Source organism: Pseudomonas fragariae (ex Marin et al. 2024), from assembly GCF_059621105.1.
In genome coordinates this window covers 4,398,011-4,421,524 of sequence record NZ_CM184369.1, presented here as the reverse complement: position 1 = coordinate 4,421,524, position 23,514 = coordinate 4,398,011, and the positions used below count along the sequence as shown (strand labels likewise).

Annotated in this window: 21 protein-coding genes; 10 read left to right on the top strand and 11 right to left on the bottom strand. The window is 60.5% G+C overall.

Going from position 1 to position 23,514, the window contains the following annotated elements; genetic code table 11:
- Nucleotides 1–179: 179 nt before the first annotated feature.
- Both AC54XV_RS19130 and AC54XV_RS19125 read right to left on the bottom strand, forming a co-directional pair.
- The gene (locus AC54XV_RS19130; protein ID WP_002554639.1) at nt 180–1,427 is read right to left on the bottom strand and encodes a ribonucleotide-diphosphate reductase subunit beta; all 1,248 of its coding nucleotides are present in this window, start codon (nt 1,425–1,427) and stop codon (nt 180–182) included.
- Between the two features lie 265 nt (nt 1,428–1,692).
- Nucleotides 1,693–4,605, bottom strand: coding sequence for a ribonucleoside-diphosphate reductase subunit alpha (locus AC54XV_RS19125; RefSeq protein ID WP_496717128.1), 2,913 nt, complete (start codon nt 4,603–4,605; stop codon nt 1,693–1,695).
- Between the two features lie 707 nt (nt 4,606–5,312).
- On the opposite strand from AC54XV_RS19125, the gene AC54XV_RS19120 reads away from it, so the two are divergent.
- From AC54XV_RS19120 to fhuF, 3 genes are read left to right on the top strand one after another with little or no spacing between them, the layout of a single operon-like run.
- Nucleotides 5,313–6,056, top strand: a complete 744-nt coding sequence (locus tag AC54XV_RS19120; protein WP_024650759.1) for a response regulator — start codon at nt 5,313–5,315, stop codon at nt 6,054–6,056.
- Between the two features lie 4 nt (nt 6,057–6,060).
- A complete protein-coding gene (locus AC54XV_RS19115) occupies nt 6,061–7,671 on the top strand; it encodes an ATP-binding protein (RefSeq protein ID WP_024650760.1) in 1,611 nt (536 codons plus the stop codon).
- Entirely contained in the window at nt 7,629–8,375 is a 747-nt protein-coding gene (gene fhuF / locus AC54XV_RS19110; protein WP_058399499.1) for a siderophore-iron reductase FhuF, read from the top strand. Before AC54XV_RS19115 ends, fhuF begins: the two co-directional genes overlap by 43 nt.
- Here the strand turns inward: fhuF and AC54XV_RS19105 are convergent, their stop codons facing one another.
- Nucleotides 8,376–9,101 (bottom strand): 4'-phosphopantetheinyl transferase family protein, encoded by a 726-nt coding sequence (locus AC54XV_RS19105; RefSeq protein ID WP_197739785.1) that lies wholly within the window; start codon nt 9,099–9,101, stop codon nt 8,376–8,378.
- Between the two features lie 426 nt (nt 9,102–9,527).
- Between AC54XV_RS19105 and AC54XV_RS19100 the strand changes: the two genes are divergently transcribed.
- Nucleotides 9,528–10,061: an REP-associated tyrosine transposase gene (locus AC54XV_RS19100; RefSeq protein ID WP_011268600.1), complete on the top strand. Its 534-nt coding sequence runs from the start codon at nt 9,528–9,530 to the stop codon at nt 10,059–10,061.
- Nucleotides 10,062–10,515: 454 nt separating this feature from the next.
- Here the strand turns inward: AC54XV_RS19100 and AC54XV_RS19095 are convergent, their stop codons facing one another.
- Nucleotides 10,516–11,304 carry a dienelactone hydrolase family protein gene (locus tag AC54XV_RS19095; RefSeq protein ID WP_003407755.1) on the bottom strand — a complete coding sequence of 263 codons (789 nt, stop codon included), beginning with the start codon at nt 11,302–11,304 and terminating at the stop codon, nt 10,516–10,518.
- A gap of 172 nt (nt 11,305–11,476) precedes the next feature.
- Between AC54XV_RS19095 and AC54XV_RS19090 the strand changes: the two genes are divergently transcribed.
- The 4 genes from AC54XV_RS19090 (at nt 11,477) to AC54XV_RS19075 (ending at nt 15,622) form a co-directional block, all read left to right on the top strand.
- Nucleotides 11,477–11,827, top strand: a complete 351-nt coding sequence (locus AC54XV_RS19090; RefSeq protein ID WP_003407754.1) for a hypothetical protein — start codon at nt 11,477–11,479, stop codon at nt 11,825–11,827.
- A 27-nt stretch (nt 11,828–11,854) separates the two neighbouring features.
- Nucleotides 11,855–12,532, top strand: a complete 678-nt coding sequence (locus AC54XV_RS19085; protein ID WP_003314580.1) for a response regulator — start codon at nt 11,855–11,857, stop codon at nt 12,530–12,532.
- Complete coding sequence (locus tag AC54XV_RS19080; RefSeq protein ID WP_496717127.1) at nt 12,529–13,875, top strand: ATP-binding protein; 1,347 nt, start codon at nt 12,529–12,531, stop codon at nt 13,873–13,875. The genes AC54XV_RS19085 and AC54XV_RS19080 overlap by 4 nt, the downstream gene beginning before the upstream one ends.
- A 394-nt stretch (nt 13,876–14,269) precedes the next feature.
- Nucleotides 14,270–15,622, top strand: a complete 1,353-nt coding sequence (locus AC54XV_RS19075; protein WP_003407743.1) for a dicarboxylate/amino acid:cation symporter — start codon at nt 14,270–14,272, stop codon at nt 15,620–15,622.
- 66 nt (nt 15,623–15,688) lie between these two features.
- Here AC54XV_RS19075 and AC54XV_RS19070 read toward each other — a convergent pair whose 3' ends face one another.
- Nucleotides 15,689–16,183, bottom strand: coding sequence for a SprT family zinc-dependent metalloprotease (locus tag AC54XV_RS19070; RefSeq protein WP_024652777.1), 495 nt, complete (start codon nt 16,181–16,183; stop codon nt 15,689–15,691).
- A gap of 194 nt (nt 16,184–16,377) precedes the next feature.
- Between AC54XV_RS19070 and ttcA the strand changes: the two genes are divergently transcribed.
- A complete protein-coding gene (gene ttcA, locus AC54XV_RS19065) occupies nt 16,378–17,202 on the top strand; it encodes a tRNA 2-thiocytidine(32) synthetase TtcA (protein ID WP_011268597.1) in 825 nt (274 codons plus the stop codon).
- A gap of 6 nt (nt 17,203–17,208) precedes the next feature.
- Here ttcA and AC54XV_RS19060 read toward each other — a convergent pair whose 3' ends face one another.
- The 3 genes from AC54XV_RS19060 to arsC form a co-directional block, all read right to left on the bottom strand.
- Nucleotides 17,209–17,880 carry a DNA-3-methyladenine glycosylase I gene (locus tag AC54XV_RS19060; protein ID WP_024652778.1) on the bottom strand — a complete coding sequence of 224 codons (672 nt, stop codon included), beginning with the start codon at nt 17,878–17,880 and terminating at the stop codon, nt 17,209–17,211.
- Between the two features lie 99 nt (nt 17,881–17,979).
- On the bottom strand, nt 17,980–18,585 hold the full coding sequence (gene wrbA, locus AC54XV_RS19055) for an NAD(P)H:quinone oxidoreductase (RefSeq protein ID WP_003418197.1): 606 nt from the start codon (nt 18,583–18,585) through the stop codon (nt 17,980–17,982).
- Nucleotides 18,582–18,935, bottom strand: a complete 354-nt coding sequence (gene arsC, locus AC54XV_RS19050) for an arsenate reductase (glutaredoxin) (RefSeq protein ID WP_024659880.1) — start codon at nt 18,933–18,935, stop codon at nt 18,582–18,584. Before arsC ends, wrbA begins: the two co-directional genes overlap by 4 nt.
- A gap of 128 nt (nt 18,936–19,063) precedes the next feature.
- Here arsC and AC54XV_RS19045 point away from each other — a divergent pair, with 128 nt between their 5' ends.
- On the top strand, nt 19,064–19,531 hold the full coding sequence (locus AC54XV_RS19045) for a TlpA disulfide reductase family protein (RefSeq protein ID WP_011268596.1): 468 nt from the start codon (nt 19,064–19,066) through the stop codon (nt 19,529–19,531).
- Between the two features lie 170 nt (nt 19,532–19,701).
- Here the strand turns inward: AC54XV_RS19045 and AC54XV_RS19040 are convergent, their stop codons facing one another.
- The 3 genes from AC54XV_RS19040 to AC54XV_RS19030 form a co-directional block, all read right to left on the bottom strand.
- On the bottom strand, nt 19,702–20,109 hold the full coding sequence (locus AC54XV_RS19040) for an META domain-containing protein (RefSeq protein WP_003407731.1): 408 nt from the start codon (nt 20,107–20,109) through the stop codon (nt 19,702–19,704).
- Entirely contained in the window at nt 20,106–20,543 is a 438-nt protein-coding gene (locus AC54XV_RS19035; protein WP_003407729.1) for a hypothetical protein, read from the bottom strand. Before AC54XV_RS19035 ends, AC54XV_RS19040 begins: the two co-directional genes overlap by 4 nt.
- 80 nt (nt 20,544–20,623) lie before the next feature.
- A complete protein-coding gene (locus tag AC54XV_RS19030; RefSeq protein WP_011268595.1) occupies nt 20,624–23,377 on the bottom strand; it encodes a response regulator in 2,754 nt (917 codons plus the stop codon).
- Nucleotides 23,378–23,514 lie beyond the last annotated feature (137 nt).

The following is a 23,514-nucleotide window of genomic DNA, read 5'->3' as shown; positions in this document are numbered from 1 at the left end:
AGGCAAAAACAGGCGAGGCCCGGCCGGAGTCGCGTTCGACCGGAATTAACCGAGTCAAACCTCACGTTTCTGCCGAAACAAAAATAAAAAAGGCTGCCAGTTGGCAGCCCTTTTCTCAGAACCCGTTTCATTTTTGATGAGATGGGTTCAGCTTTTATTGCAACTCCGCGGGATGCAAATCAATCCCAGCTCAACGCCCCACCTGTCTGATACTCAATAACCCGAGTCTCAAAGAAATTCTTCTCTTTCTTCAAGTCCATGATCTCGCTCATCCAGGGGAACGGGTTGGTCGTCCCTGGATATTCTTCCTTCAAGCCAATCTGGCTAAGGCGACGGTTAGCGATGAATTTCAGGTAGTCTTCCATCATCGCAGCGTTCATGCCGAGTACGCCGCGGGGCATGGTGTCGCGGGCGTATTCGATTTCCAGCTGGGTGCCTTGCAGGATCATCTGCGTGGCTTCTTCTTTCATCTCGGCATCCCACAGGTGCGGGTTTTCGATTTTGATCTGGTTGATCACGTCGATGCCGAAGTTCAGGTGCATGGACTCGTCGCGCAGGATGTACTGGAACTGCTCGGCAACGCCGGTCATCTTGTTGCGGCGGCCCATGGAGAGGATCTGGGTGAAGCCGCAGTAGAAGAAGATGCCTTCCAGTACGCAGTAGTAAGCGATCAGGTTGCGCAGCAGCTCTTTGTCGGTTTCGACGGTGCCGGTTTCGAACTTCGGATCGGAGATCGAACGGGTGTACTTCAGGCCCCAGGCTGCTTTTTTAGCGACCGACGGGATCTCGTGGTACATGTTGAAGATCTCGCCTTCATCCATGGCCAGCGATTCGATGCAGTACTGGTAGGCGTGGGTGTGGATCGCCTCTTCGAAGGCCTGGCGCAGGATGTACTGGCGGCACTCCGGGTTGGTGATCAGGCGATACACGGCCAATACCAGGTTGTTGGCAACCAGCGAGTCGGCAGTGGAGAAGAAGCCCAGGTTACGCATGACGATGCGGCGCTCGTCGTCGGTCAGGCCTTCCGGGTTTTTCCAGAGGGCGATGTCGGCGGTCATGTTGACTTCTTGCGGCATCCAGTGGTTTGCGCAACCGTCCAGGTACTTCTGCCAGGCCCAGTCGTACTTGAAAGGCACGAGCTGGTTGAGGTCGGCGCGGCAGTTGATCATCATTTTTTCGTCAACGGCGACGCGGGCGCTGGCGCCTTCGAGTTCGGCCAGGCCTTCAGCGACGTCCAGTGCGTCCAGGGCTTTCTTGGCGCGGATCAGGGCAGCGGAGTCGGCGGCGGTCACTGCACGGGCTTCCTGTGCAGCCAGGCCACCGGCGCTGTCGAGGCGGTCCATGTTGGCTTCGTTGGCATGACCGGCGTTGGTCGCTTTGGCGACTACTTCGCCGTCTTCCTTATCGAATTCGTCCCAGCTCAGCATGGTGTACTTCTCCTGCTTGAGGGTCAGTCGGGTGGACTGGCCTGTTGGATCTAGAGGGTGTGTTGCTTGCTTTTCAGGTGTGGCGCGCAAGGAACATGAATTTTTGGCTTTCGGGGCCTTTGGGTGAGAAGGAGGGTGGCAAGGGGATGTGTATCCTTGCCGGCCTCTTCGCGGACAAGTCCGCTCCTACAGGTACAGCGTCAGGCTTGTTGGCCTCTCGCTCCCACAGGGTTGTGTTTCTCCTGTGGGGGCGAGGCGGGTTGCCTTACTGGCAAGCCTCACAATCCGGCTCGTCGATTGCGCAAGCCTTTGGCACTGGGGCCGGGCCGGCAGGTGCTGCTTCGGTTGGGCGCGGGGCGGTGATCGCCGAGTCGTCCGGGCCGTGGCCGCCGCTCGATACTGCGTTGAGCTTGCCGGTGTTGACAGTGGATTTCTCGGTGCTGGTCGCGGCCAGGGCACGGAGGTAGTAGGTGGTTTTCAGACCACGGTACCAGGCCATGCGGTAGGTCACGTCGAGCTTCTTGCCCGAGGCGCCGGCGATGTACAGGTTCAGCGACTGAGCCTGGTCGATCCACTTCTGACGACGGCTTGCTGCATCGACGATCCACTTGGTGTCCACTTCGAAGGCAGTCGCGTAAAGCTCCTTGAGCTCCTGCGGGATGCGCTCGATTTGCTGTACCGAACCGTCGTAGTACTTCAGGTCGTTGATCATGACCGAGTCCCACAGGTCGCGGGCCTTGAGGTCGCGAACCAGGTACGGGTTGATCACGGTGAATTCGCCGGACAGGTTCGATTTCACATACAGGTTCTGATAGGTCGGTTCGATCGACTGCGACACGCCAGTGATGTTGGCGATGGTGGCGGTCGGTGCGATGGCCATGATGTTCGAGTTACGGATACCTTTCTGCACACGGGCACGTACCGGCGCCCAGTCCAGGGTTTCCTTCAGGTCGACGCTGATGTACTTCTCGCCACGCTGTTCGATCAGGATCTGTTGCGAATCCAGCGGCAGGATGCCCTTGGACCACAGCGAACCCTGGAACGTCTCGTAGGCACCGCGCTCGTCGGCCAGGTCGCAGGACGCCTGGATCGCGTAGTAGCTGACCGCTTCCATGGAGGTGTCGGCGAACTGCACGGCAGCATCAGAACCGTACGGGATATGTTGCAGGTACAGCGCGTCCTGGAAGCCCATGATGCCCAGGCCGACCGGACGGTGGCGCAGGTTGGAGTTCTTGGCCTGCGGTACCGAGTAGTAGTTGATGTCGATCACGTTATCGAGCATGCGCACGGCTACATCGACGGTGCGCTTGAGCTTGTCGGTATCCAGCTTGCCGTCGACGATGTGGTTCGGCAGGTTGATCGAGCCCAGGTTGCAGACCGCGATCTCGTCCTTGTTGGTGTTCAGGGTGATCTCGGTGCACAGGTTCGAGCTGTGAACCACGCCCACGTGCTGCTGCGGGCTGCGCAGGTTGCACGGGTCCTTGAAGGTCAGCCAGGGGTGGCCGGTTTCGAACAGCATCGAGAGCATCTTGCGCCACAGATCCTTGGCCTGGATGGTCTTGAACAGTTTGATCTTGCCTGGGTATTCGGTCAGCGCTTCGTAGTGCTCGTAACGCTCCTGGAAGGACTTGCCGGTCAGGTCGTGCAGGTCCGGTACTTCGGAGGGCGAGAACAGGGTCCACGGGCCGTCATCGAAGACACGCTTCATGAACAGGTCAGGGATCCAGTTGGCGGTGTTCATGTCGTGGGTACGACGACGGTCATCACCGGTGTTCTTGCGCAGCTCGATGAACTCTTCGATGTCCATGTGCCAGGTTTCCAGGTAGGCACAGACCGCGCCCTTGCGCTTGCCGCCCTGGTTGACCGCAACGGCGGTGTCGTTGACCACTTTCAGGAACGGTACGACGCCTTGCGACTTGCCGTTGGTGCCCTTGATGTACGAGCCCAGCGCACGAACCGGTGTCCAGTCGTTGCCCAGACCGCCGGCGAATTTGGACAGCATGGCGTTGTCGTGGATCGCGTGGTAGATGCCCGACAGGTCATCCGGCACGGTGGTCAGGTAGCAGCTGGACAGCTGTGGACGCAGGGTACCGGCGTTGAACAGTGTCGGGGTCGACGACATGTAGTCGAACGACGACAGCAGGTTGTAGAACTCGATGGCGCGGTCTTCACGGGCTTTCTCTTCGATTGCCAGGCCCATGGCCACGCGCATGAAGAAGATCTGCGGCAGCTCGAAACGCACGCCATCCTTGTGGATGAAGTAACGGTCGTACAGGGTTTGCAGGCCCAGGTAGGTGAACTGCTGGTCGCGCTCGTGGTTGATCGCCTTGCCGAGTTTTTCGAGGTCGAATTCAGCCAGCACAGGGTTGAGCAGTTCGAACTTGATACCGGCAGCGACGTAGGCAGGCAGCGCCTTGGCGTACAGGTCGGCCATTTCGTGGTGGGTGGCGCTGTCGGCGACACCGAGGAAACCCAGGCCTTCGGCGCGCAGGGTGTCCATCAGCAGGCGGGCGGTGACGAACGAGTAGTTCGGCTCGCGCTCGACCAGGGTACGGGCGGTCATCACCAGTGCGGTGTTGACGTCTTTCAGCGCCACGCCGTCGTACAGGTTTTTCAGGGTTTCGGTCTGGATCAGGTCGGCGTCGACTTCAGCCAGGCCTTCGCACGCTTCGGTAACGATGGTGTTCAGACGACCCATGTCCAGCGGCGCAAAGCTGCCGTCGGCGCGGGTGATGCGGATCGACGGGTGAGCCTGGACCTGCTCCTCGGGTGTACGAACGGCACGCTCCTTGGCGCGCGAGTCACGGTAGATGACGTAGTCGCGAGCCACTTTCTGCTCGCCGGCACGCATCAGCGCCAGTTCGACCTGATCCTGGATTTCTTCGATGTGGATGGTGCCGCCCGAAGGCATGCGACGCTTGAACGTGGCGCTGACCTGTTCGGTCAGGCGTGCAACGGTGTCATGGATGCGCGACGAGGCAGCAGCATTGCCGCCTTCAACTGCAAGAAACGCCTTGGTGATGGCAACGGTGATCTTGTCGTCGGTGTAAGGAACGACAGTACCGTTACGCTTGATCACGCGCAGTTGACCGGGGGCAGTGGCAGACAGATCCTGCTGGGTCTGGCTTGGCTGCGGCGCGCCGGTCGGCGAGTTCTCGCGAGTTGTGTCTGTTTGCATGTGTGACTCCACGTTCTTTAAGTTTGTTCGGGCATTGCTGCCCACCATTTCGTTTAGAGCAGTCAGTCGCAAAAGGCGACCAAAGGGCTCCAAAACGAAGGTGAAAGCGGGGTCTGTCGCCGCTTCCAGGTTTTGAAGCCAAAAAGGACCGGGCTATGCCCGATCCTTCGAAAATCTGATCAAGAGTGCGTGTTCGATGTTGCAAAACGTGTACGGGATAGCTCTGGCTCACACGCGAGGGTCTTGGTGCCTAAACTGGCTTGAAGTTCAACCCCTCAGACGCAACAAAAATGCTTGAATTTCCCATTTGAGTTGTGCTGGCGTTTTTATTCAAAACCCCACATGTAGGGTGTGTCTGGTCGCCGGGCTACAAGATAATGCGTTTTGGACATGAATTGCAACGCACCGCTTGTGGATAAAGTGTGTGTAGTTTGTGTATGAATCGCACACCGTGCGTGTAGGCCGCATAACTACTGGATCGTGACCGTTTGTCACCGATTTCTGTAGGCACCGGCGATGCACTGCTGATTTTTGAGGGCGCGAACCCTATCACAAAAAAACGCAGCTGCAAGGCCGTTCTGGCATGTCATGTGCTATGCCGCCTGCGGTGTCGTGTGATCCGCGCAAGGGTTGCTACACTCGCCTGCGACGCGATGCCGCAACCCCTGCGTTGCAAAAACAAAAGCGGTCGATAACGACAAGGAAAGATGGCTGTGGAACCACACACCTGGCACGTATTGATCGTCGAGGATGACCAGCGACTGGCCGAACTGACCAGCGACTACCTGCAGAACCACGGCCTGCGCGTCAGCATCGAAGGCGACGGCGCGCTGGCGGCGGTGCGGATCATCGCCGAGCAGCCGGATCTGGTGATTCTCGACCTGATGCTGCCCGGCGAGGACGGTTTCAGCATCTGCCGCAGCGTGCGTGACCGCTACGACGGGCCGATTCTGATGCTCACCGCGCGCACTGACGACACCGACCATATAGAAGGACTCGACACCGGCGCCGACGATTTCGTCTGCAAACCGGTGCATCCGCGCGTGCTGTTGGCGCGTATCAAAGCCCTGCTGCGCCGCAGTGAAGCGCCGCAGGTGCCGGCTGCCGAGCTGCGCCGTCTGGTGTTCGGGCCGTTGGTGGTGGACAACGCACTGCGTGAGGCCTGGCTTCGCGAGCAGAGCATCGAGCTGACCGGTGCCGAGTTCGACCTGCTGTGGCTGCTGGTGGCCAACGCCGGGCGCACGCTGTCCCGCGAAGAGATTTTCACCGCGCTGCGCGGTGTGGGGTACGACGGGCAGGATCGCTCCATCGATGTGCGTATCTCGCGTATCCGCCCGAAGATCGGCGACGATCCCATTCATCCGCGTCTGATCAAGACCGTGCGCAGCAAGGGCTATCTGTTTGTGCCCGAAGCGGCGCAGGACATGAGCGGCCACGTGTTCAGCGGCTGACCTGATGAATTCGATCTTTCTGCGCATCTACGGTGGCGTGCTGGGCGTGTTGGTGCTGGTCGCGCTGCTCGGCGTGCTGGCCCTGCATGTGCTCAACCAGTCGCGCGGCGAGCAGTACCGCGAGCGCCTGGCCCATGGCACCTTTACGATCATGGCCGACAATCTGCTGCCCCTCGACGGCATCGAACGGCGCCGCGCCCTGGCAGTCTGGGAGCGCCTGCTGGGCATTCCCCTGAGTCTGCAAACCCTTGAACAGGCTCACCTCGACAGCAGCGCACTGGGGCAACTGGCGCGCGGCAAGGTAGTGGTCGAACAGATCGGGCCGCACGCTGCCAGGGTTTATCGTCAGTTGAGCGACAAGGAGCCACTGTTGCTGACCGGCGAAGTGCAGCAGATCACCGAACAACTGGCGAGAGCCACTATTTACCTGCTGATCGATGAACTGGTGCGCTTTCCAGTCGACGAGCAACCGGCGCGCCTGCAGGCCCTGCGCAGCGACAAGGGGTTCGGTTTCGACCTGCACCTGCTGGCGCTGGATCAGGCGGATCTGGACGATGACCAGCGCCGCCGCGTCTATGAGGGCGATACGGTCATGGCGCTGGGCAAGGGCGGCGATTCGATCCGCGTGCTGGCCGGGATCGTCGACACCAACTGGGTGCTGGAAATCGGCCCGCTGTACCAGATGAACCCCTATCCGCTGCATTGGCTGCTGCTGATCGCCTTGATGGGCCTGTGTCTGATCGGTCTGGTGGTGTACTTGCTGGTGCGGCGTCTGGAGCGACGGGTGCTGGAGCTGGAAGCGGCGGCCACGCAGATTGCCCAAGGCAGCCTGCACAGCCGCGTGCCGACCGAAGGCTCCGACTCGGTGGGGCGTGTGGCGGCGGCGTTCAACAGCATGGCCGAACACCTGCAGCGCTCACTGATGATCCAGCGTGAACTGGTGCGCGCGGTGTCCCACGAATTGCGCACGCCGGTGGCGCGTCTGCGTTTCGGTCTGGAGATGGTCAGCGACGCCGCCACTCCCGAGGCGCGGCGCAAATACATGCGTGGCATGGACAGCGATATTCAGGACCTCGACAAGCTGGTCGATGAAATGCTCACCTACGCGCGTCTTGAGCAGGGCGCGCCGACCTTGAACTTCCAGCGTGTCGATCTGGATGCGCTGATCGATCAGGTGATCGCCGAACTGGCGCCATTGCGTGCCGATGTGCGGGTTTCGCGGGGCGAATGCCTGAGGGCCGAAGAGGGCGAGGCTGCCTGGGTCGAGGGTGAGCCGCGCTACCTGCATCGCGCCGTGCAGAACCTGGTGAGCAATGCGCTGCGCCATGCCGACAACGAGGTGCGTATCAGTTATCGGCTGGAAGCGCAGCAGTGCCGTATCGACGTGGACGACGATGGTCCTGGCGTGCCGGAGCAGGCTTGGGAACAGATTTTCACGCCGTTCATGCGCATCGATGACAGCCGCACCCGTGCCTCGGGCGGGCATGGGCTGGGTCTGTCGATCGTGCGGCGGATCATCCATTGGCATGAAGGCCGCGCGCTGATCGGACACAGCGTCAGCCTGGGCGGAGCATGCTTCAGCCTGACCTGGCCGCGCACGCAGGTGCCGCGTTGAGCTTGCCTTTGTTTGCCGGGCCATTTGAGCGGTTCGGGCGGACCTTGCTGACGGCGGATGATCCGCGTCCGGTGATGACGTTGCCTGATCTGCTGCGCCCCGAGCGTCTTGATCAGATACTGCTGACTGTTTACGGGCCGCAACTGATGCCCGATCAATTGCCGGTGCTGGTGTCGCAGTGGGCCAAGTTTTACTTCATGCAACTGATTCCGCCGGTGCTGGTGGCCAGCCTGGTGCATGACTGGCATTGGCCGTTACAGCTGGAGCAAGTGGCGTTGGCGCTGGATGAGCGTGGGGTGCCGAGCGGCATCAGGCTGGCAGGGGAGGGAAGCGTCTGGCGGGGTATTGCGGTTGATCCGTTTCAGCGCTTTGCCGGATTGCTCGATGACAATCTGCAGCCCTTCATTACTTCTCTGAGCGCTTATGGCGGACTGTCGGCTGCTGTGTTGTGGAGCAGCGCCGGGGATTATCTGGAAGGCTGCCTTGCGCAGCTGGCTACCTGCAGTGATGCGTCGCTGGCTGCGGGGCTGGCGCTGTTAAGCGAGAAGAAAAGGCCGGACGGGCGCACCAATCCTCTGTTTCAGACCGTGCGTTATGTGCCGCAGGCGCGAGGTGGTGAACCACGCAGGCAACGGCGTGTGTGCTGTTTGAGTCATCGGGTCGAGTGGGTTGGGCGTTGCGAGCATTGTCCGCTGCCCGGCTGATCAGCCTTCGACGGCGACCAGGCTCAACAGGTGATCGTCCTGCACACTGAACTGACCGTCCAGCTCCTTGCCCGCATGCCACTCGCTGGACAGGTCGATCAGCAGTTGTAGCCGGGCGTGGCCATCGGCGGACCATTCCAGCAGTTGTGCGTCTTCGAAATAGAAACGCTTGTGCACGATGGGGTAGAGCGCCTTGAACAGCGCTTCCTTGATCGAAAAAGTCAGGGTCACGCGCAGTGCGATCTGATCTTCCGGACCCGCCGCCATCTCTGCCAGCTCGGCCGCCGTCAGAATTTCCCCGGCCAGCCGCGAGGCGCGGTCATGGCTCAGCAGGTTTTCCGTGTCCAGCCCCAACCCGCGCCACTGCTGCTTGTGCGCAACCACGGCAGCGGCCCAGCCGGTGCTGTGAGTGATCGAACCGCAGACATCCGAGGGCCACACCGGCGCGCGGTCTTCGCCCACTGCAGGAACGTGCAGACGGCCATCGAGCTGACGCATGGCTTCGCGTGCGCAGAGACGACCGGCGAGAAATTCAGTCTGACGCTTGGCCACCGAGCGCTGAATGCTCGCCGGCATTTGCAGCTCACAACGCTGAAAGTCGCCGTCTGCCAGCTTGAGCGGATCAAAATGTCCACTCACCAGTACTGCTCCCGGCAAGGCTTGTGGCAGCGGCCAATGCCGGATCAGTTCCGGGCAGCAGATGGGGAGGTGGGATAGTTCAGTCATGGGCGGCATTTTGCCGGGGGAACGGGTTGGAGGGAAGGGCACTAGCAGTAACTATCGTGCGGCGCTCCGCGTCGCAGGCCTTTCTGGACGCTCTGCGTCCTCTCGGCGACGCAGAGCGTCGAGACCTGCATTCCCACGCTGGAGCGTGCGGAACGATCATCTCAACTATCGTGCGGCGCTCCGCGTCGCAGGCCTTTCCGCACGCTACGCGTCTTGACGACGCAGAGCGTCGAGACCTGCATTCCCACGCTGGAGCGTGAGGAACGATCATCTCAACTATCGTGCGTCGCTCCGCGTCGCATGCCTTTCCGGACGCTCTGCGTCCTCTTGGCGATTCAGAGCAAAAAAACTGGTCACACTTTCATTATTTCCACGTACTCGGTCGGAAGGTACCTTTCGCGCCTCTGATGATTCAAGGATGAACACATGGGTCGAAGCAGATACACCATCACCGAACCTGAAAAGCCTCACTTCCTGACCTGCACAGTGGTGGAGTGGTTACCGCTTTTTACCCGGCCTGTTCTGGTAGACATTCTGTTCAATGCCTGGCGCTATCAACAGGCTCATCAGGGACTGCAGCTATTCGGGTATGTCGTACTGGAAAACCATTTGCACTTCGTGGCCCAAGCGCCCGCTCTGGACAAGTGTGTGAGTAGTTTCAAGTCTTTTACGGCTCGACAGATAATCGCAGCACTTGAGAACGCCAATGCCGACAGCACATTGGAGCGTCTGCGGTTCGTCAAGCGCCTGCACAAGAGTGACAGGGTTTATCAGGTCTGGCAGGAAGGAGCCCATGCCGAGCTTGTGTGGAATGAAAAGGTGATGCGGCAGAAGCTCGATTACATTCACCATAACCCGGTAAAGAGAGGTTATGTGGATGTCGGTGAGCACTGGAGATACTCCAGCGCCCGCGATTATGAGGGGCAGCGCGGTTTGATCGATATTCAGCGCTGGTATTAACGCATTGTTGCGACGCAGAGCGTCGAGACCTGCATTCCCACGCTGGAGCGTGCGGAACGATGATCGCAACTATCGTGCGGCGCTCCGCGTCGTATGCCTTTCTGGACGCTCTGCGTCCTCTTTTGCGACGCAGAGCGTCGAGAACTGCATTCCCACGCTGGAGCGTGCGGAACGATGATCGCAACTATCGTGCGGCGCTCCGCGTCGTCATGCCGTTCCGGACGCTCTGCTTCCTCTTGACGACGCAGAGCGTCGAGAACTGCATTCCCACGCTGGAGCGTGAGGAACGATGATCGTAATTATCGTGCGGCGCTCCGCGTCGCATGCCTTTCTGGACGCTCTGCGTCCTCTTTTGCGACGCAGAGCGTCGAGCACTGCATTCCCACGCTGGAGCGTGAGGAACGATGATCCCGACTATCGTGCCGACGCTCCGTGTAGAAGGAACATCTGACAGTCAACCAAATATCTTCTTGAAGAACTCTTTCATGTCCGCCCAGGAGCTCTCATCGGCGGATTTGCTGTAGCCGATGTCCGGGCCGCCGTGTTCGCCGTGGCTCAGGCGGTCGGCGTCGGGGTTGGTGAAGCCGTGTTTGGCGCCGTCGATGCTGACGAACTTGTAGTCGGCCTTGGCGTCGTCCATTTCCTTCTTGAATGCGGTGACGTTTTCAGGGGTGACCATGCTGTCCTTGGCGCCGTGTTCGACCAGCATTGGCACCTTGATGCCCGGTTTCGCCGGGGTGTTGGTGACCAGTGCGCCGTGGAAGCTCACCACGCCCAGCAGCGGTTCACCGCGGCGTGCCGCATCGAGCACGATCTTGCCGCCGAAGCAGTAACCGATCGCTGCGATCTTCTTCGGATCGGTCTGTGGCTGCTTCTTCAATTGCTCCAGCCCGGCGTCAAAGCGCTTGTCGGCGGCATCGCTGTCCTTCAGCGCGGCCTGCATGAAGGCCATCGCGTCTTTCGGGTGCTCGGTGTTTTTGCCTTCGCCGTACATGTCGATGGCCATTGCGCTGTAACCCAGTGCAGCCAGATCGCGGGCGCGGCGCTTGGCGTAGTCGTTCAGGCCCCACCATTCGTGGACCACCAGGACGCCAGGGCGCGGGCCTTTTACCGCGTCGTCGTACGCGTAATAGCCCACCAGCTTGGTGCCGTCGGCACTTTTGTAATCGATCTGCTCGGTCTTGATCGCCGCCTGGGCGAGGCCGGTCAGACCCATCATGATCATTGCAATCCACACACGCATGGTCAGCTCCTTGTTGATGTTTGAGTTGGCAAATAACCATAGCCGATTCTGCTGCACAGGGTGTGGATGACTGTTCAGCGCCGGTTCATGCAGTGTTCAGTCGGGGTTCAGCCCGGCGCGATTACTGTTGGCCCATACCTTGACAGCGTCCCCGAGCGCAAAAGGAGTCGATATGTTGAATCTCAACAAGTTTTTCCTGGCCCTGGCTTTTCTGGGTGGCAGTGCTGCGGTGCAGGCGGGTGATGGTCGGCTTGACGTGGCCCGTATCGAGTTCAGCAAGACCAGCGAAAGGCTTGACGATACCAACAGCTGGGGGCACGCGCTCGGGGAGCAGGCGCATTCCAACGTCTCGGTGGGGACGCTTTATTCGCCACCGGTTTACGGCAGTCTGACGGGCACTCACAATGGTGCGCCTGTCAGCCGCGAAATCCTGCTGGGCAGCTATGATGTGACACAACACGTGCCCGTCAGCGCCCGCCTGTTGAGTACTGATGCGACGATGTCGTTTCATTCTTTGTCTTGAGGCTGCGATTGTGCCTGGGAGAGCTGCATGAAGTTGTTGGTAGTTGAGGATGAAGCGCTGCTGCGCCACCACCTGCGAACCCGTCTGACCGAAGCCGGGCATGTGGTGGAAGCGGTGGCCAACGCTGAAGAGGCGTTGTATCAGGTCGCGCAATTCAATCACGACCTGGCGGTGATCGACCTGGGCCTGCCGGGCATTGGCGGCCTGGACCTGATTCGCCAGCTGCGCGCACTAGGCAAGGCGTTTCCGATCCTGATCCTGACCGCGCGCGGCAATTGGCAGGACAAGGTCGAAGGCCTGGCGGCCGGGGCTGACGACTACGTAGTCAAGCCCTTCCAGTTCGAAGAGCTGGAGGCACGGCTGAACGCTTTGTTACGGCGTTCCAGCGGCTTCATTCAGTCAACCATCACGGCTGGCCCGCTGTTGCTGGACCTCAATCGCAAGCACGCGGCACTGGCCGAGCAGCCGTTGGCGCTGACGGCCTACGAATACCGCATTCTTGAGTACCTGATGCTCCATCACCAGCAAGTGGTGCCCAAGGAGCGCCTGATGGAGCAGCTGTACCCTGATGACGACGAGCGCGACCCGAACGTGATCGAAGTGCTGGTCGGTCGTCTGCGTCGCAAACTGGACAGCAGCGTGGCCTTCAAACCTATCGAAACCGTGCGCGGCATGGGCTATCTGTTCAATGAGCGCTGTACGTGATTCGTTCGCTTCGCCTGCGCCTGATGCTGGGCGCCGCCACGCTGGCGGTGATCTTCATGCTGCTGATGCTGCCTGCTCTGCAGGGAGCGTTCAGCCTGGCGCTGCGCGGAGCGATCGAGCAACGCCTGGCTTCCGATGTCACCACCATGATTTCGGCCGCGCGCGTCGAAGATGGTCATCTGTTGATGCCGTCTGTACTGCCGGGCGAACAATTCAATCTGCCCGGTAGCCGTCTGCTGGGTTACATCTATAACCGCCAGGGGCAGATGGTCTGGCGCTCGTTGTCGACCGAAGGCGAGAACATCGACTACCGCCCGCAATACGACGGGCAGGGCAGCGAGTTCACCAAGATCAAGGAAATCAATGGCGATGAGTATTTCGTCTATGACGTCGAGATCCGGCTGCTCGGCGGGCGCAATGCCGCATTCAGTATCGTTGCCGTGCAGCCGTTGCGCGGCTATCAGGAAACCATCGACGGCCTGCGCCGCAAGCTTTATCTGGGCTTTGGCGCAGCACTGGCGGTGCTGCTCGGGTTGCTGTGGATGGGCCTGACCTGGGGGCTGCGGGCCTTGCGCGGCTTGAGCCAGGAACTGGATCAGGTGGAAGCCGGCGTGCGCGACAGCCTCAGCGAAGAACACCCCAGCGAACTGCTGCGCCTGACCGACTCGCTCAACCGCCTGTTGCGCAGCGAGCGCGAGCAGCGGATTCGTTACCGCGACTCTCTGGACGACCTGGCGCATAGCCTGAAAACCCCGCTGGCGGTCTTGCAGGGCGTAAGCGAGAACATCGCCAAGCGCCCCGAGGATGTCGAGCAGGCGTGGGTGCTGCAATCGCAGATCGAACGCATGAGCCAGCAGATCGGCTATCAACTGCAGCGGGCCAGCCTGCGCAAGAGCGGTCTGGTGCGGCATCACGTGATGCTGCGACCCGTGGTCGAAAGCCTGTGCAACACGCTGGACAAGGTGTATCGCGACAAACAGGTGAAGACCACGCTGGACCTGCCCGAGCACTGCCAGGTGCATATGGAAGAGGGCGCGTTGCTGGAAATGCTCGGCAACCTGCTGGAAAACGCTTATCGGCTGTGCCTGAGCGAAGTGCGCGTCAGCTTCACGCGTTCAACGACCGGCGATGAACTGTGCGTCGAAGACGACGGCCCCGGCGTCCCGCAGAGCCAGCGTGCCCGCATTCTCGAACGCGGCGAACGGCTGGACCGCCAGAACCCCGGGCAAGGCATCGGCCTGGCGGTGGTCAAGGACATCATCGAAAGCTACGGCGCGCAACTGACGCTGGGCGATTCCCCATTGGGCGGCGCGGCGTTCAGGATTCATTTTCTGGCGCAGTGACGATCGTGTTCACCCGGACACCTATCCTTCCTCACGCTCCGGCGTGGGAATGCCGTTCGTGACGCTCTGCGTCACACCTCTGCGCGTCACCGAGCGCTACCGTCACCGGCGAAAGAAGGCGGATACCCGCCACTGTGTGCCCATTTTTCCCATCATACGGCGGAAAACCGCCACCTCTCCTGTTGAATCCCGACTACCGTTACCAGTGTGCGCCTTGTAATGCGGGGGTTTGATATCAAAATGACTCCATGGCACGCGTATTGCTATCTACATGGCAGAGACCTGCCTTGCGCAGCTCGACAAAACAAATCCCTCCAGTGCAGGAGGGTTAGCGCTTTATAGGCTCGCGTGCATCAGGTGAAGATGCCCGACGACGCCCTTGAGGAAAACTGCAATGACGACTCGTCAGCCCATCTACAAATCCCTCTATTTTCAGGTAATCGTTGCGATTGTCATCGGTATCCTGATCGGTCATTTCTACCCGGACACCGGCAAGGCGTTAAAACCGCTGGGTGACGGGTTCATCAAACTGATCAAGATGGTTATTGCCCCGATCATCTTCTGTACCGTCGTCAGTGGTATCGCTGGCATGCAGAGCATGAAGTCGGTCGGCAAGACCGGCGGTTATGCGCTGCTGTATTTCGAGATCGTTTCGACCATCGCCCTGCTGATCGGTCTGATCGTGGTCAACGTGGTTCAGCCGGGTGCCGGCATGAATATCGACGTCAGCACGCTCGACGCTTCGAAGATCGCTGCCTACGTCACTGCCGGTCAGGACCAGAGTATCGTCGGCTTCATCCTTAACGTGATTCCGAACACCATCGTCGGCGCGTTTGCCAACGGCGATATCCTGCAAGTCCTGATGTTCTCGGTGATCTTCGGCTTCGCGCTGCATCGCCTGGGTGCCTACGGCAAGCCGGTTCTGGACTTCATCGATCGCTTCGCCCACGTGATGTTCAACATCATCAACATGATCATGAAACTGGCCCCGCTGGGTGCGTTCGGTGCCATGGCCTTCACCATCGGTGCCTACGGCGTGAGCTCGCTGGTGCAACTGGGTCAGTTGATGATCTGCTTCTACATCACTTGCGCACTGTTCGTCGTGTTTGTACTGGGCGCGATCGCCCGCGCTCACGGCTTCAGCATCTTCAAGCTGATTCGCTACATCCGTGAAGAGCTGCTGATCGTACTGGGTACTTCTTCTTCGGAATCGGCCCTGCCGCGCATGCTGATCAAGATGGAGCGCCTGGGTGCCAAGAAGTCTGTGGTCGGTCTGGTTATCCCGACGGGCTACTCGTTCAACCTGGACGGTACGTCGATCTACCTGACCATGGCCGCCGTGTTCATCGCTCAGGCGACCAACACGCACATGGACATCACGCATCAGATCACCCTGCTGCTGGTACTGCTGCTGTCGTCCAAAGGTGCTGCCGGCGTAACCGGTAGCGGCTTTATCGTACTGGCTGCGACCCTGTCGGCCGTAGGCCATCTGCCGGTAGCCGGTCTGGCGCTGATTCTGGGTATCGACCGCTTCATGTCCGAAGCCCGCGCCCTGACCAACCTGGTCGGTAACGCTGTTGCCACCGTTGTGGTTGCCAAGTGGGTCGGCGAGCTGGACACCGACAAGCTGCAGTCTGAGCTGGCTTCCGGTGGCTCTGCCATTCTGGAAACCCGCCCTGAAGACGACCTCGGCGTTGCCGAAGGCCCGACTCCAGGCGCTGCAGTGAACACCACCAAAACCGTCTGATACCCTTCAGGCCATAAAAAACCCATCTTCGGATGGGTTTTTTTATGCCTGCTGTTTATCGGAGGACTATTCCGTGCGCGTCTCGCCGCTGAACACCAGCGTCTCGCGGCAGCGGCGGCACAGGTAGCGCCGTCCTTTGCGAACCATGCCATGACGCTGCGCGGTGAACGGGAAGTCGCTGTCGGGGCACGGGCAGCGGTAGATGTAACGGATCACACTGCGCCGCTTGACCGCGTAGGTGTGGCAGCGATTGGGCGGCAGTTCATAGACGCCGCGCATGATCAATTGCCATTCTTCGCCATGTGGCTGGATGCTGCCACCGAACAGCTGATGGGCGATCAGGTGCGCGACTTCGTGGGGCACGGTCTGGCGCAGGAAGTCTTCGGCGTTTTCCTTGTAAAGCTGCGGGTTGAAGCGCAGGAGATTTTCATGCAGGTGAGCGACACCGGCCTTCTGACCGCGCAACTGGAAACTGACCACCGGGCGTTTGAAGGTGCGCTTGAAGAAGGCTTCGGCTTGTTGGTAACAGGTTTCGACGCGTGAATTGAGTTGGTCGGGCATGCTTTAGGGTTCTCCAGTGCGCCAAGTATGCCGCAATGTGGCTAAGCTCTGAACACGCCAGCCGCCCGGTGGTCATTTTTGCTCCAGTCTGTTCGCCTGTCTGAACAGCACGATCGCAGCATATTTAACGAATGGTCGGTTACGGGTAAAATGCCCGGCTTTTCTCAAGCTATCGTCAGCGGATATTTCCATACATGGGCACCCTTTCAGTCAATCAGAACAAACTGCAGAAACGTCTGCGTCGGCTGGCCGGCGAAGCGGTTGCCGACTTCAATATGATCGAAGAGGGTGACAAGGTCATGGTTTGCCTGTCCGGCGGCAAGGACAGTTACACCATGCTCGACGTGCTGATGCACCTGCAGAAGGTCGCGCCGATCAAGTTCGACATCGTGGCGGTCAACATGGACCAGAAGCAGCCCGGCTTCCCTGAACACGTGCTGCCTGCCTATCTGAAAGAACTGGGTATCGAGTACCACATCGTCGAGAAAGACACGTATTCAGTGGTCAAGGAATTGATCCCGGAAGGCAAGACCACCTGCTCCCTGTGTTCACGGCTGCGTCGCGGCACGCTGTACACCTTCGCTGACGAGATCGGCGCCACCAAGATGGCGCTCGGGCACCACCGTGACGACATCGTCGAGACATTCTTTCTCAACATGTTCTTCAATGGCTCGCTCAAGGCCATGCCGCCCAAGCTGCGTGCCGATGACGGCCGCAACGTGGTGATTCGTCCGTTGGCGTACTGCCACGAGAAGGACATCCAGGCCTACTCGGACCTCAAGCAGTTTCCGATCATCCCGTGCAACCTCTGCGGCTCGCAGGAAAACCTTCAGCGTCAGGTGGTCAAGGAGATGCTGCAGGACTGGGAGCGCAAGACACCGGGCCGCACGGAGAGCATCTTCCGCGCCCTGCAGAACGTGCAGCCCTCGCAGCTGGCCGATCGCAACCTGTTCGACTTCACCAATCTGCGCATCGACGAAACCGCAGCATCACGGTTCGTCAATGTGGTGAATATCTGACAATGCTCAGTGGTTGACGGTGAACGCCAGCATGGCTGACAGCTGGCACATCGGCCGACCGCTTTCTGCGTGCCACTGGTTGAAGACGTCCTGCACGATCGCCTGATCGCGTTTGCTGCTCGGCACACGGTCGACGATATCCTGCGCGTTCAGGGCGGCAACCACATCCCAGGTCGGAATGAAGGTGTCCTTGCCGATCATGCGCAGAAAGCGCGGCGCTGACAGGCCGCCCATCTGGTTGCCGTGTTTGGCGATGTACTGCCACAGGCCGGTGATGTTATCGACCGGCCATTCGGCGATGAACGTGCCGAAACTGCCATGCTCCTGCTCGATGTCCAGAATCAGCTGCGCGTTGCGCGGCACGCTCTTGAGCTTGCCCAGGTGACGAATGATGCGCGCGTCCTGCATCAGTCGCTCCAGATGATCGGCGCCCATCAGCACGACTTTCTCCGGGTCGAAGCGAAAGAACACTTCCTCGAACGCTGGCCATTTGGCGTCTACCAGGCTGTGTTTCAGGCCTGCGCGGAAAACCCGCAGGGCCATGGTCGACAGGTAGCGGTCGGCGCTGATGGCTTGCAGTTGTCTGGGTGTCTTGGGGGAGGGCAGATGAGCTTCCAGAGCTTTGGCGGAGCCGAATCGATTCAGGCAATACTCGTTCAGCCATTTGTAGTCGTGCATCGGTTCTCCAAAGAAATTCAACAGGCAGGACAAGGGGTCAGACCGACCCTTGCCCTGCAAGTTTACGATTTAACTGAAAGCCCCCGGCGTTCTGCCGGTTCAACTGCGCGGCGCGTCCAGTTGCACCGCGGTCCTGGCCAGACGCTGGCCCAGTGCGCGGCACAGGTCGGTTTCATGACGGTCCAGCGCGCGCTTGCCGTCGGCACCTGCGTGATGGCTGGGACCGTAGGGCGTGCCACCCCCGGTGGTTTCCAGCAGCGCCGATTCGCTATAGGGCAGGCCCATGATCAGCATGCCGTGGTGCAGAAGGGGCAGCAGCATCGACATCAGCGTGGTTTCCTGACCGCCGTGCAGGCTGGCGGTGGAGGTAAAGACGCCAGCCGGTTTGCCGACCAGTGCGCCGGTCAGCCACAGGTTGCTGGTGCCGTCGAGGAAGTATTTCAGCGGCGCGGCCATGTTGCCGAAGCGCGTCGGGCTGCCCAGTGCCAGGCCGGAGCAGTTTTTCAGGTCGTCGAGGGTCGCGTACAGCGCGCCGCTTTCCGGAATCTCGGGGGCGGTCGCTTCGCAGTCGGCGGAAACGGCGGGCACGGTGCGCAACCGCGCTTCCATGCCGCCCAGTTCGATGCCGCGGGCAACCTGCCGGGCCATTTCGCTGGTGGAGCCGTTGCGGCTGTAATAAAGGACCAGAATGTAGGGTGTGCTCACGGCAGCAGCTCCAGAATGTTCTCGGGTGGGCGGCCAATGACAGCCTTGTCGCCAGCGACCAGAATCGGTCGTTCGATGAGTTTGGGGTGAGCGGCCATGGCGGCGATCAGCTGCTCGTCGCTCAGGCTCGGGTCGGCCAGATTGAGTTGCTTGTAATCGTCCTCGCCGGTACGCAGCAGTTGCCGGGCACCGATGCCCAGCTTGCCGAGCAGGTCGCGCACACTGTCGGCGTCGGGCGGGGTTTCCAGGTACAGGACGATGTCCGGCGTCAGGCCGCGGGCCTGAAGCAGTTCCAGCGCGCCGCGGGACTTGCTGCAGCGCGGGTTGTGATACAGCGTCAGATCGGTCATTTGCTCGTCGCATCTTGTGTGGGTGGCGTATTCTAACCAGCGATGGCACTGTCCGACATATCGAATGGTCAATAGTCGTGGCGTGGGTATAAGTAATTGCAGGTTGAACGGGGCGAGGAAACAAGCAAATGGCAAGGCGATTAACAGCAGCGGTGATACTTTTCGGCAGCTTGCTGCTCAGCGGATGTGGCGTGGACCTGGGCAATGATCAGAATGGCCAGAAGGTCGCCAGCGAACGCATCAAGGGGCACTGGCTGGTGGTCAACTACTGGGCCGAATGGTGTGGCCCCTGCCGTACAGAGGTTCCGGAGTTCAATGCATTGTCCGAACAGCTCAAGGACCAGAAAGTCACCGTGCTGGGGGTCAACTTCGACAACCTGCAGGGCGACGAACTGAAAAACGCTGCCAATGCACTGGGCATCAAATTCACCGTGCTCGCTCAGGACCCAGCCGAGCAATACAGCCTGCCGCCCTCCGAGGCGCTGCCGGTGACCTACATCATCGACGACAAGGGCAAAATGCGCGAACAACTGCTCGGCGAACAATCAGCCGCGACCGTGATCCAGAAGCTCAAGACACTGCGCGGCGAGGGCTGATCGGATCGATTTTCGACGCTTGGCGTAGCAACGAGGACGCGGAGCGTCCAGAACGGCATGCGACGCGGAGCGTCGCACGATAGTGATCGTTCCCTGCGCTCCAGCGTGGGAATGCAGTTCTAGACGCTCTGCGTCGCAAGTTACGCTGAGCTTCGGCACGATAGTTACAATCAGCTATCTTCCAGCCAGAAACGCAACGGCTTGCCCTGCGTTGGCCACAGACGCAACTGCTCGATGGGCGAGATATCCCAGCGCTGCACACTGCTCATCGCCTTGATAAAACGCTGCTCCTGCTCCATCAACGCCGGCGCACACATCTTGCGCGTCCTGCCCAGCGGGCCGAAACTGATGCTGTGATCGTTCAGCGTATAGGGCGCGAACCAATGGTTGCAGCCCGCATTGCCATACGCCCGGCCATCGGCACCCAGCGTCATGGTCAAGCGACTGTTATCGATCAGCGGACGTTCGCCGATCCACTCGGTTACATAGCTGTGATCCTGCTGGATCGGCAGCGGGTCAGCAGTACAACCAACCAGCAGCGCGCCGCCGATCAGGCTCAGGAGCGCAAACTGTTTCATGCCGCTTTCTCCTGGCACTTCTTGCAGAAGTGCTTCTCGCCATCGGTTTTCCAGCCCAGCTCCGCGATGCGCGCGGTAGCGGCCGGTTTCTGCGCCTTGACGCCCAGCTTGCTCTCTACCATGAACTCGAAGTTCAGTTCGGCGGCGCAGCTGTCGCAATGCACTTTCCACTGATGGATCGCCAACTCGTCGAATACCGGGCCTTTAGCCACCGCAATCCACTGGCCGGGCGGGTTGATCAGGTGCCGGACTTTCTCGACGGTGAGGCGCATGTGCAGGCTTTTGCTGCCTTTGATGGTCACCAGCAACTGGTCGTTGTCGTGAATCGAGCCGCCGTTGCCGGTGACCTGGTAGCGACCGGGCGCCAGCGTGCGGCATTCGGTCAGTGTGTGCTGGGGGTTGAGCATGCTGTAGCGAAAATCGTGTTCGACCATGGGTCCTCCAAAATTGCGCGCATCCTAACATGCTCCGCCCACGCTGGAGCGTCAGGCACGAAAGGTGTCGCGCCGCACGCTCAAGCCATGACCCGCGCCTCGGCTTCCAGGCGAATGATGGCCTTGTCCAGATCGTTAAGGGCCTCTTCGGTGTGCGGGGCGTTCTGCTTGAGCAGGGTTTCGGCGCGTTGGCAGGCACTGCGCAGCTGGGGAACGCCGCAATAACGCGTTGCGCCGTGCAGACGGTGGATGCGTTCGATCAAGGCGTGTACATCCTGGTTGGCACGCGCCACACGAATGGCTTCGCGGTCAGCGTCCAGGGAGGCCAGCAGCATGGCCAGCATGTCGGCGGCGAGATCCGCCTTGCCCGCAGCCAGGCGCAACCCTTCTTCATGATCCAGCACCAGCGGCCCGACGTGCACCTCGAGCGCTTCATTCTGGCGTTCCGGCGCAGGGTTGCGCAGCGCCAGCCCGGTCCACTTGAGCACCACCTGCGCCAGCTGCCGTTCGCTGATCGGCTTGGTCAGGTAGTCGTCCATACCGCTTTGCAGCAGTGAGCGTTTTTCATTGGCCATCGCATGCGCGGTGAGGGCCACGATCGGCAGCGAGCTCTGGTTGCGTTCGGCCTCCCAGGCGCGGATCGCCTCGGTAGCCTGCCGACCGTCCATGCCGGGCATCTGCACGTCCATCAACACCAGGTCGAACGCTTCCTGTTGCACGGCATTGACCGCTGCGTAGCCGCCCTCGACAGCGACCACTTCAGCGCCCATGTCTTCGAGCAGGGTCTGCACCAGCAGCAGGTTGGCCGGGTTGTCGTCCACACACAGCACTCGCGGTGCACGGCTCGACAATGGCGGGCCGATGTCGGCACGCACCGCTCGCGGCGCGATCAGCTCGGACAGGGCTTTTTGCAGTTTGCGCGTGCAGGCGGGCTTGGCCTGCAGTTGCGTGTAGACATCGTGGACGGCCAACTGGAACAGCGCGTGCTCGGTGGTCGGGCACAGCACCATGACCTTGCAATTGAGGTTTTCCAGGTCCCAGATGTGCTGGCGCAACCGTTCCGGAGAGATTTCCAGCGCCGTCACGCCAAGTACCGCCAGATCGATGGCCGCTGGCGTCTCGTGCGCTGCAGTCACGCCGTTGAGCAGGTTTTCCAGGTTATTGAACACGATGGTCTGCAGGCCGCAGTCTTCCAGTTGATGCTCCAGCGCCTGACGCGCCAGGTCATGATGTTCAAGCACTGCGGCGCGCAGGCCGCCGAGCGGAATATTGAGTGATTCTTCCTTGTCTTCGCGGGCCTTGGGCAGTTTCAGGCTGATCCAGAATTCCGAACCTTCGCCCGGTGTGCTGTCGACACCGATTTCACCGCCCATCTGTTCGATCAGGCGCTTGGAGATCACCAGACCCAGTCCGGTACCGCCCGGTTGGCGCGAGAGCGAGTTGTCGGCCTGGCTGAAGGCCTGGAACAGCGCTCGCACATCCTGACTGGACAGGCCGATCCCGGTGTCCTGCACACTGATGCGCAGTTGCGCGTGCTCTTCGGTTTCATCTTCGAGCATGGCGCGCGCGACGATCGTGCCTTCGCGGGTGAACTTGATCGCGTTGCTGACCAGATTGGTCAGGATCTGCCGCAGACGCAGCGGGTCGCCGGACAGCGCCAGTGGCGTATCGCGGTACACCAGACTGACCAGTTCCAGCTGCTTGGCGTGCGCCGCCGGGGCGAGGATGGTCAGGGTGTCCTGCAACAGGTCGCGCAGGTTGAACGGGATATTGTCGAGCACCAGCTTGCCGGCCTCGATCTTCGAGAAGTCGAGAATCTCGTTGATGATGCTCAACAGGTTGTCGGCGGACTTCTCGATGGTGCCCAGGTAGTCGAACTGGCGCGGCGTCAGTTCGCTTTTCTGCAGCAAATGGGTGAAGCCCAGAATGCCATTGAGCGGCGTGCGGATTTCATGGCTCATGTTGGCCAGGAACTCCGACTTGATCCGGCTTGCTTCAAGCGCTTCCTTACGGGCCAGGTCCAGTTCGATGTTCTGGATTTCGATGGTCTCCAGATTCTGCCGGACATCCTCGGTCGCCTGATCGATGCTCAGTTGCAGTTCTTCCTGTGCGTTCTGCAGCGTCGCCGCCATGCGGTTGATGCCCGACGCCAGCTCGTCCAGCTCGCGGCTGCCCAGCGGTGGCAGACGGGTTTCCAGATTGCCGTCCTTGAGTTGCGACACGGCCTGTTTGATCTGGCTCATCGGCCCGTTGATGGTGCGGCTCATGCGTACCGCGAGGGTTGCGGTGAACGCCAGCCCGGTGAGGATCAGCAGCAGGCTGGCAAACAGGCTTCGGTAGCCGCGCAGCAGCGTGCCATTATGGGATATTTCAAGCTCGACCCAGCCCAGCAGGGTGTCGGCTTCGGCAGGAATGATCGGGCTGGTCAGGTGGCGTTGACTGCCGAATACCGGCAGCAGGTAGCGCGTGGCGTCGGTGCCGGTCGAGCTGAGCAACTGCGACCCGCTGCCAATCGGCGACGGGCTGATCATGGTCGGCCCGGCGTGGGCCAGTACCGTGCGATCGGTGTCGAGAAACGACACGGCGCGCACGTCGGTCTGCTCCAGCGTCTGGGTGGCGATGCGACTGAGCAGCACTTTGTCCTTGCGCCCCAGTGCATTGGCGGCAAGGGGCGCCAGATCCTGGGCGATCATTTCGCCGCGTTGCAGCAGCTGGCTTTGCAGTTCGCTCAACTGCATCCAGGTGAAATAGCCACCGAGCATCGCCGCCATCAGGCTGGCAGGCAAAATAGTCAGTAGCAGCACACGGCCTTTTATACCCAGCTTGGTCAGCACGCTCTTCCTCCGGCAACACGTATCAGTCCGTCGATATCAGGCATCGGCTGCCTTGCTGTATCGGCACAAGGGGATGAGTTTAGCCATTTACCGTCGGCATGGGCACCTAACTCTCTATGCAGGGCGGGGTGGCAGCG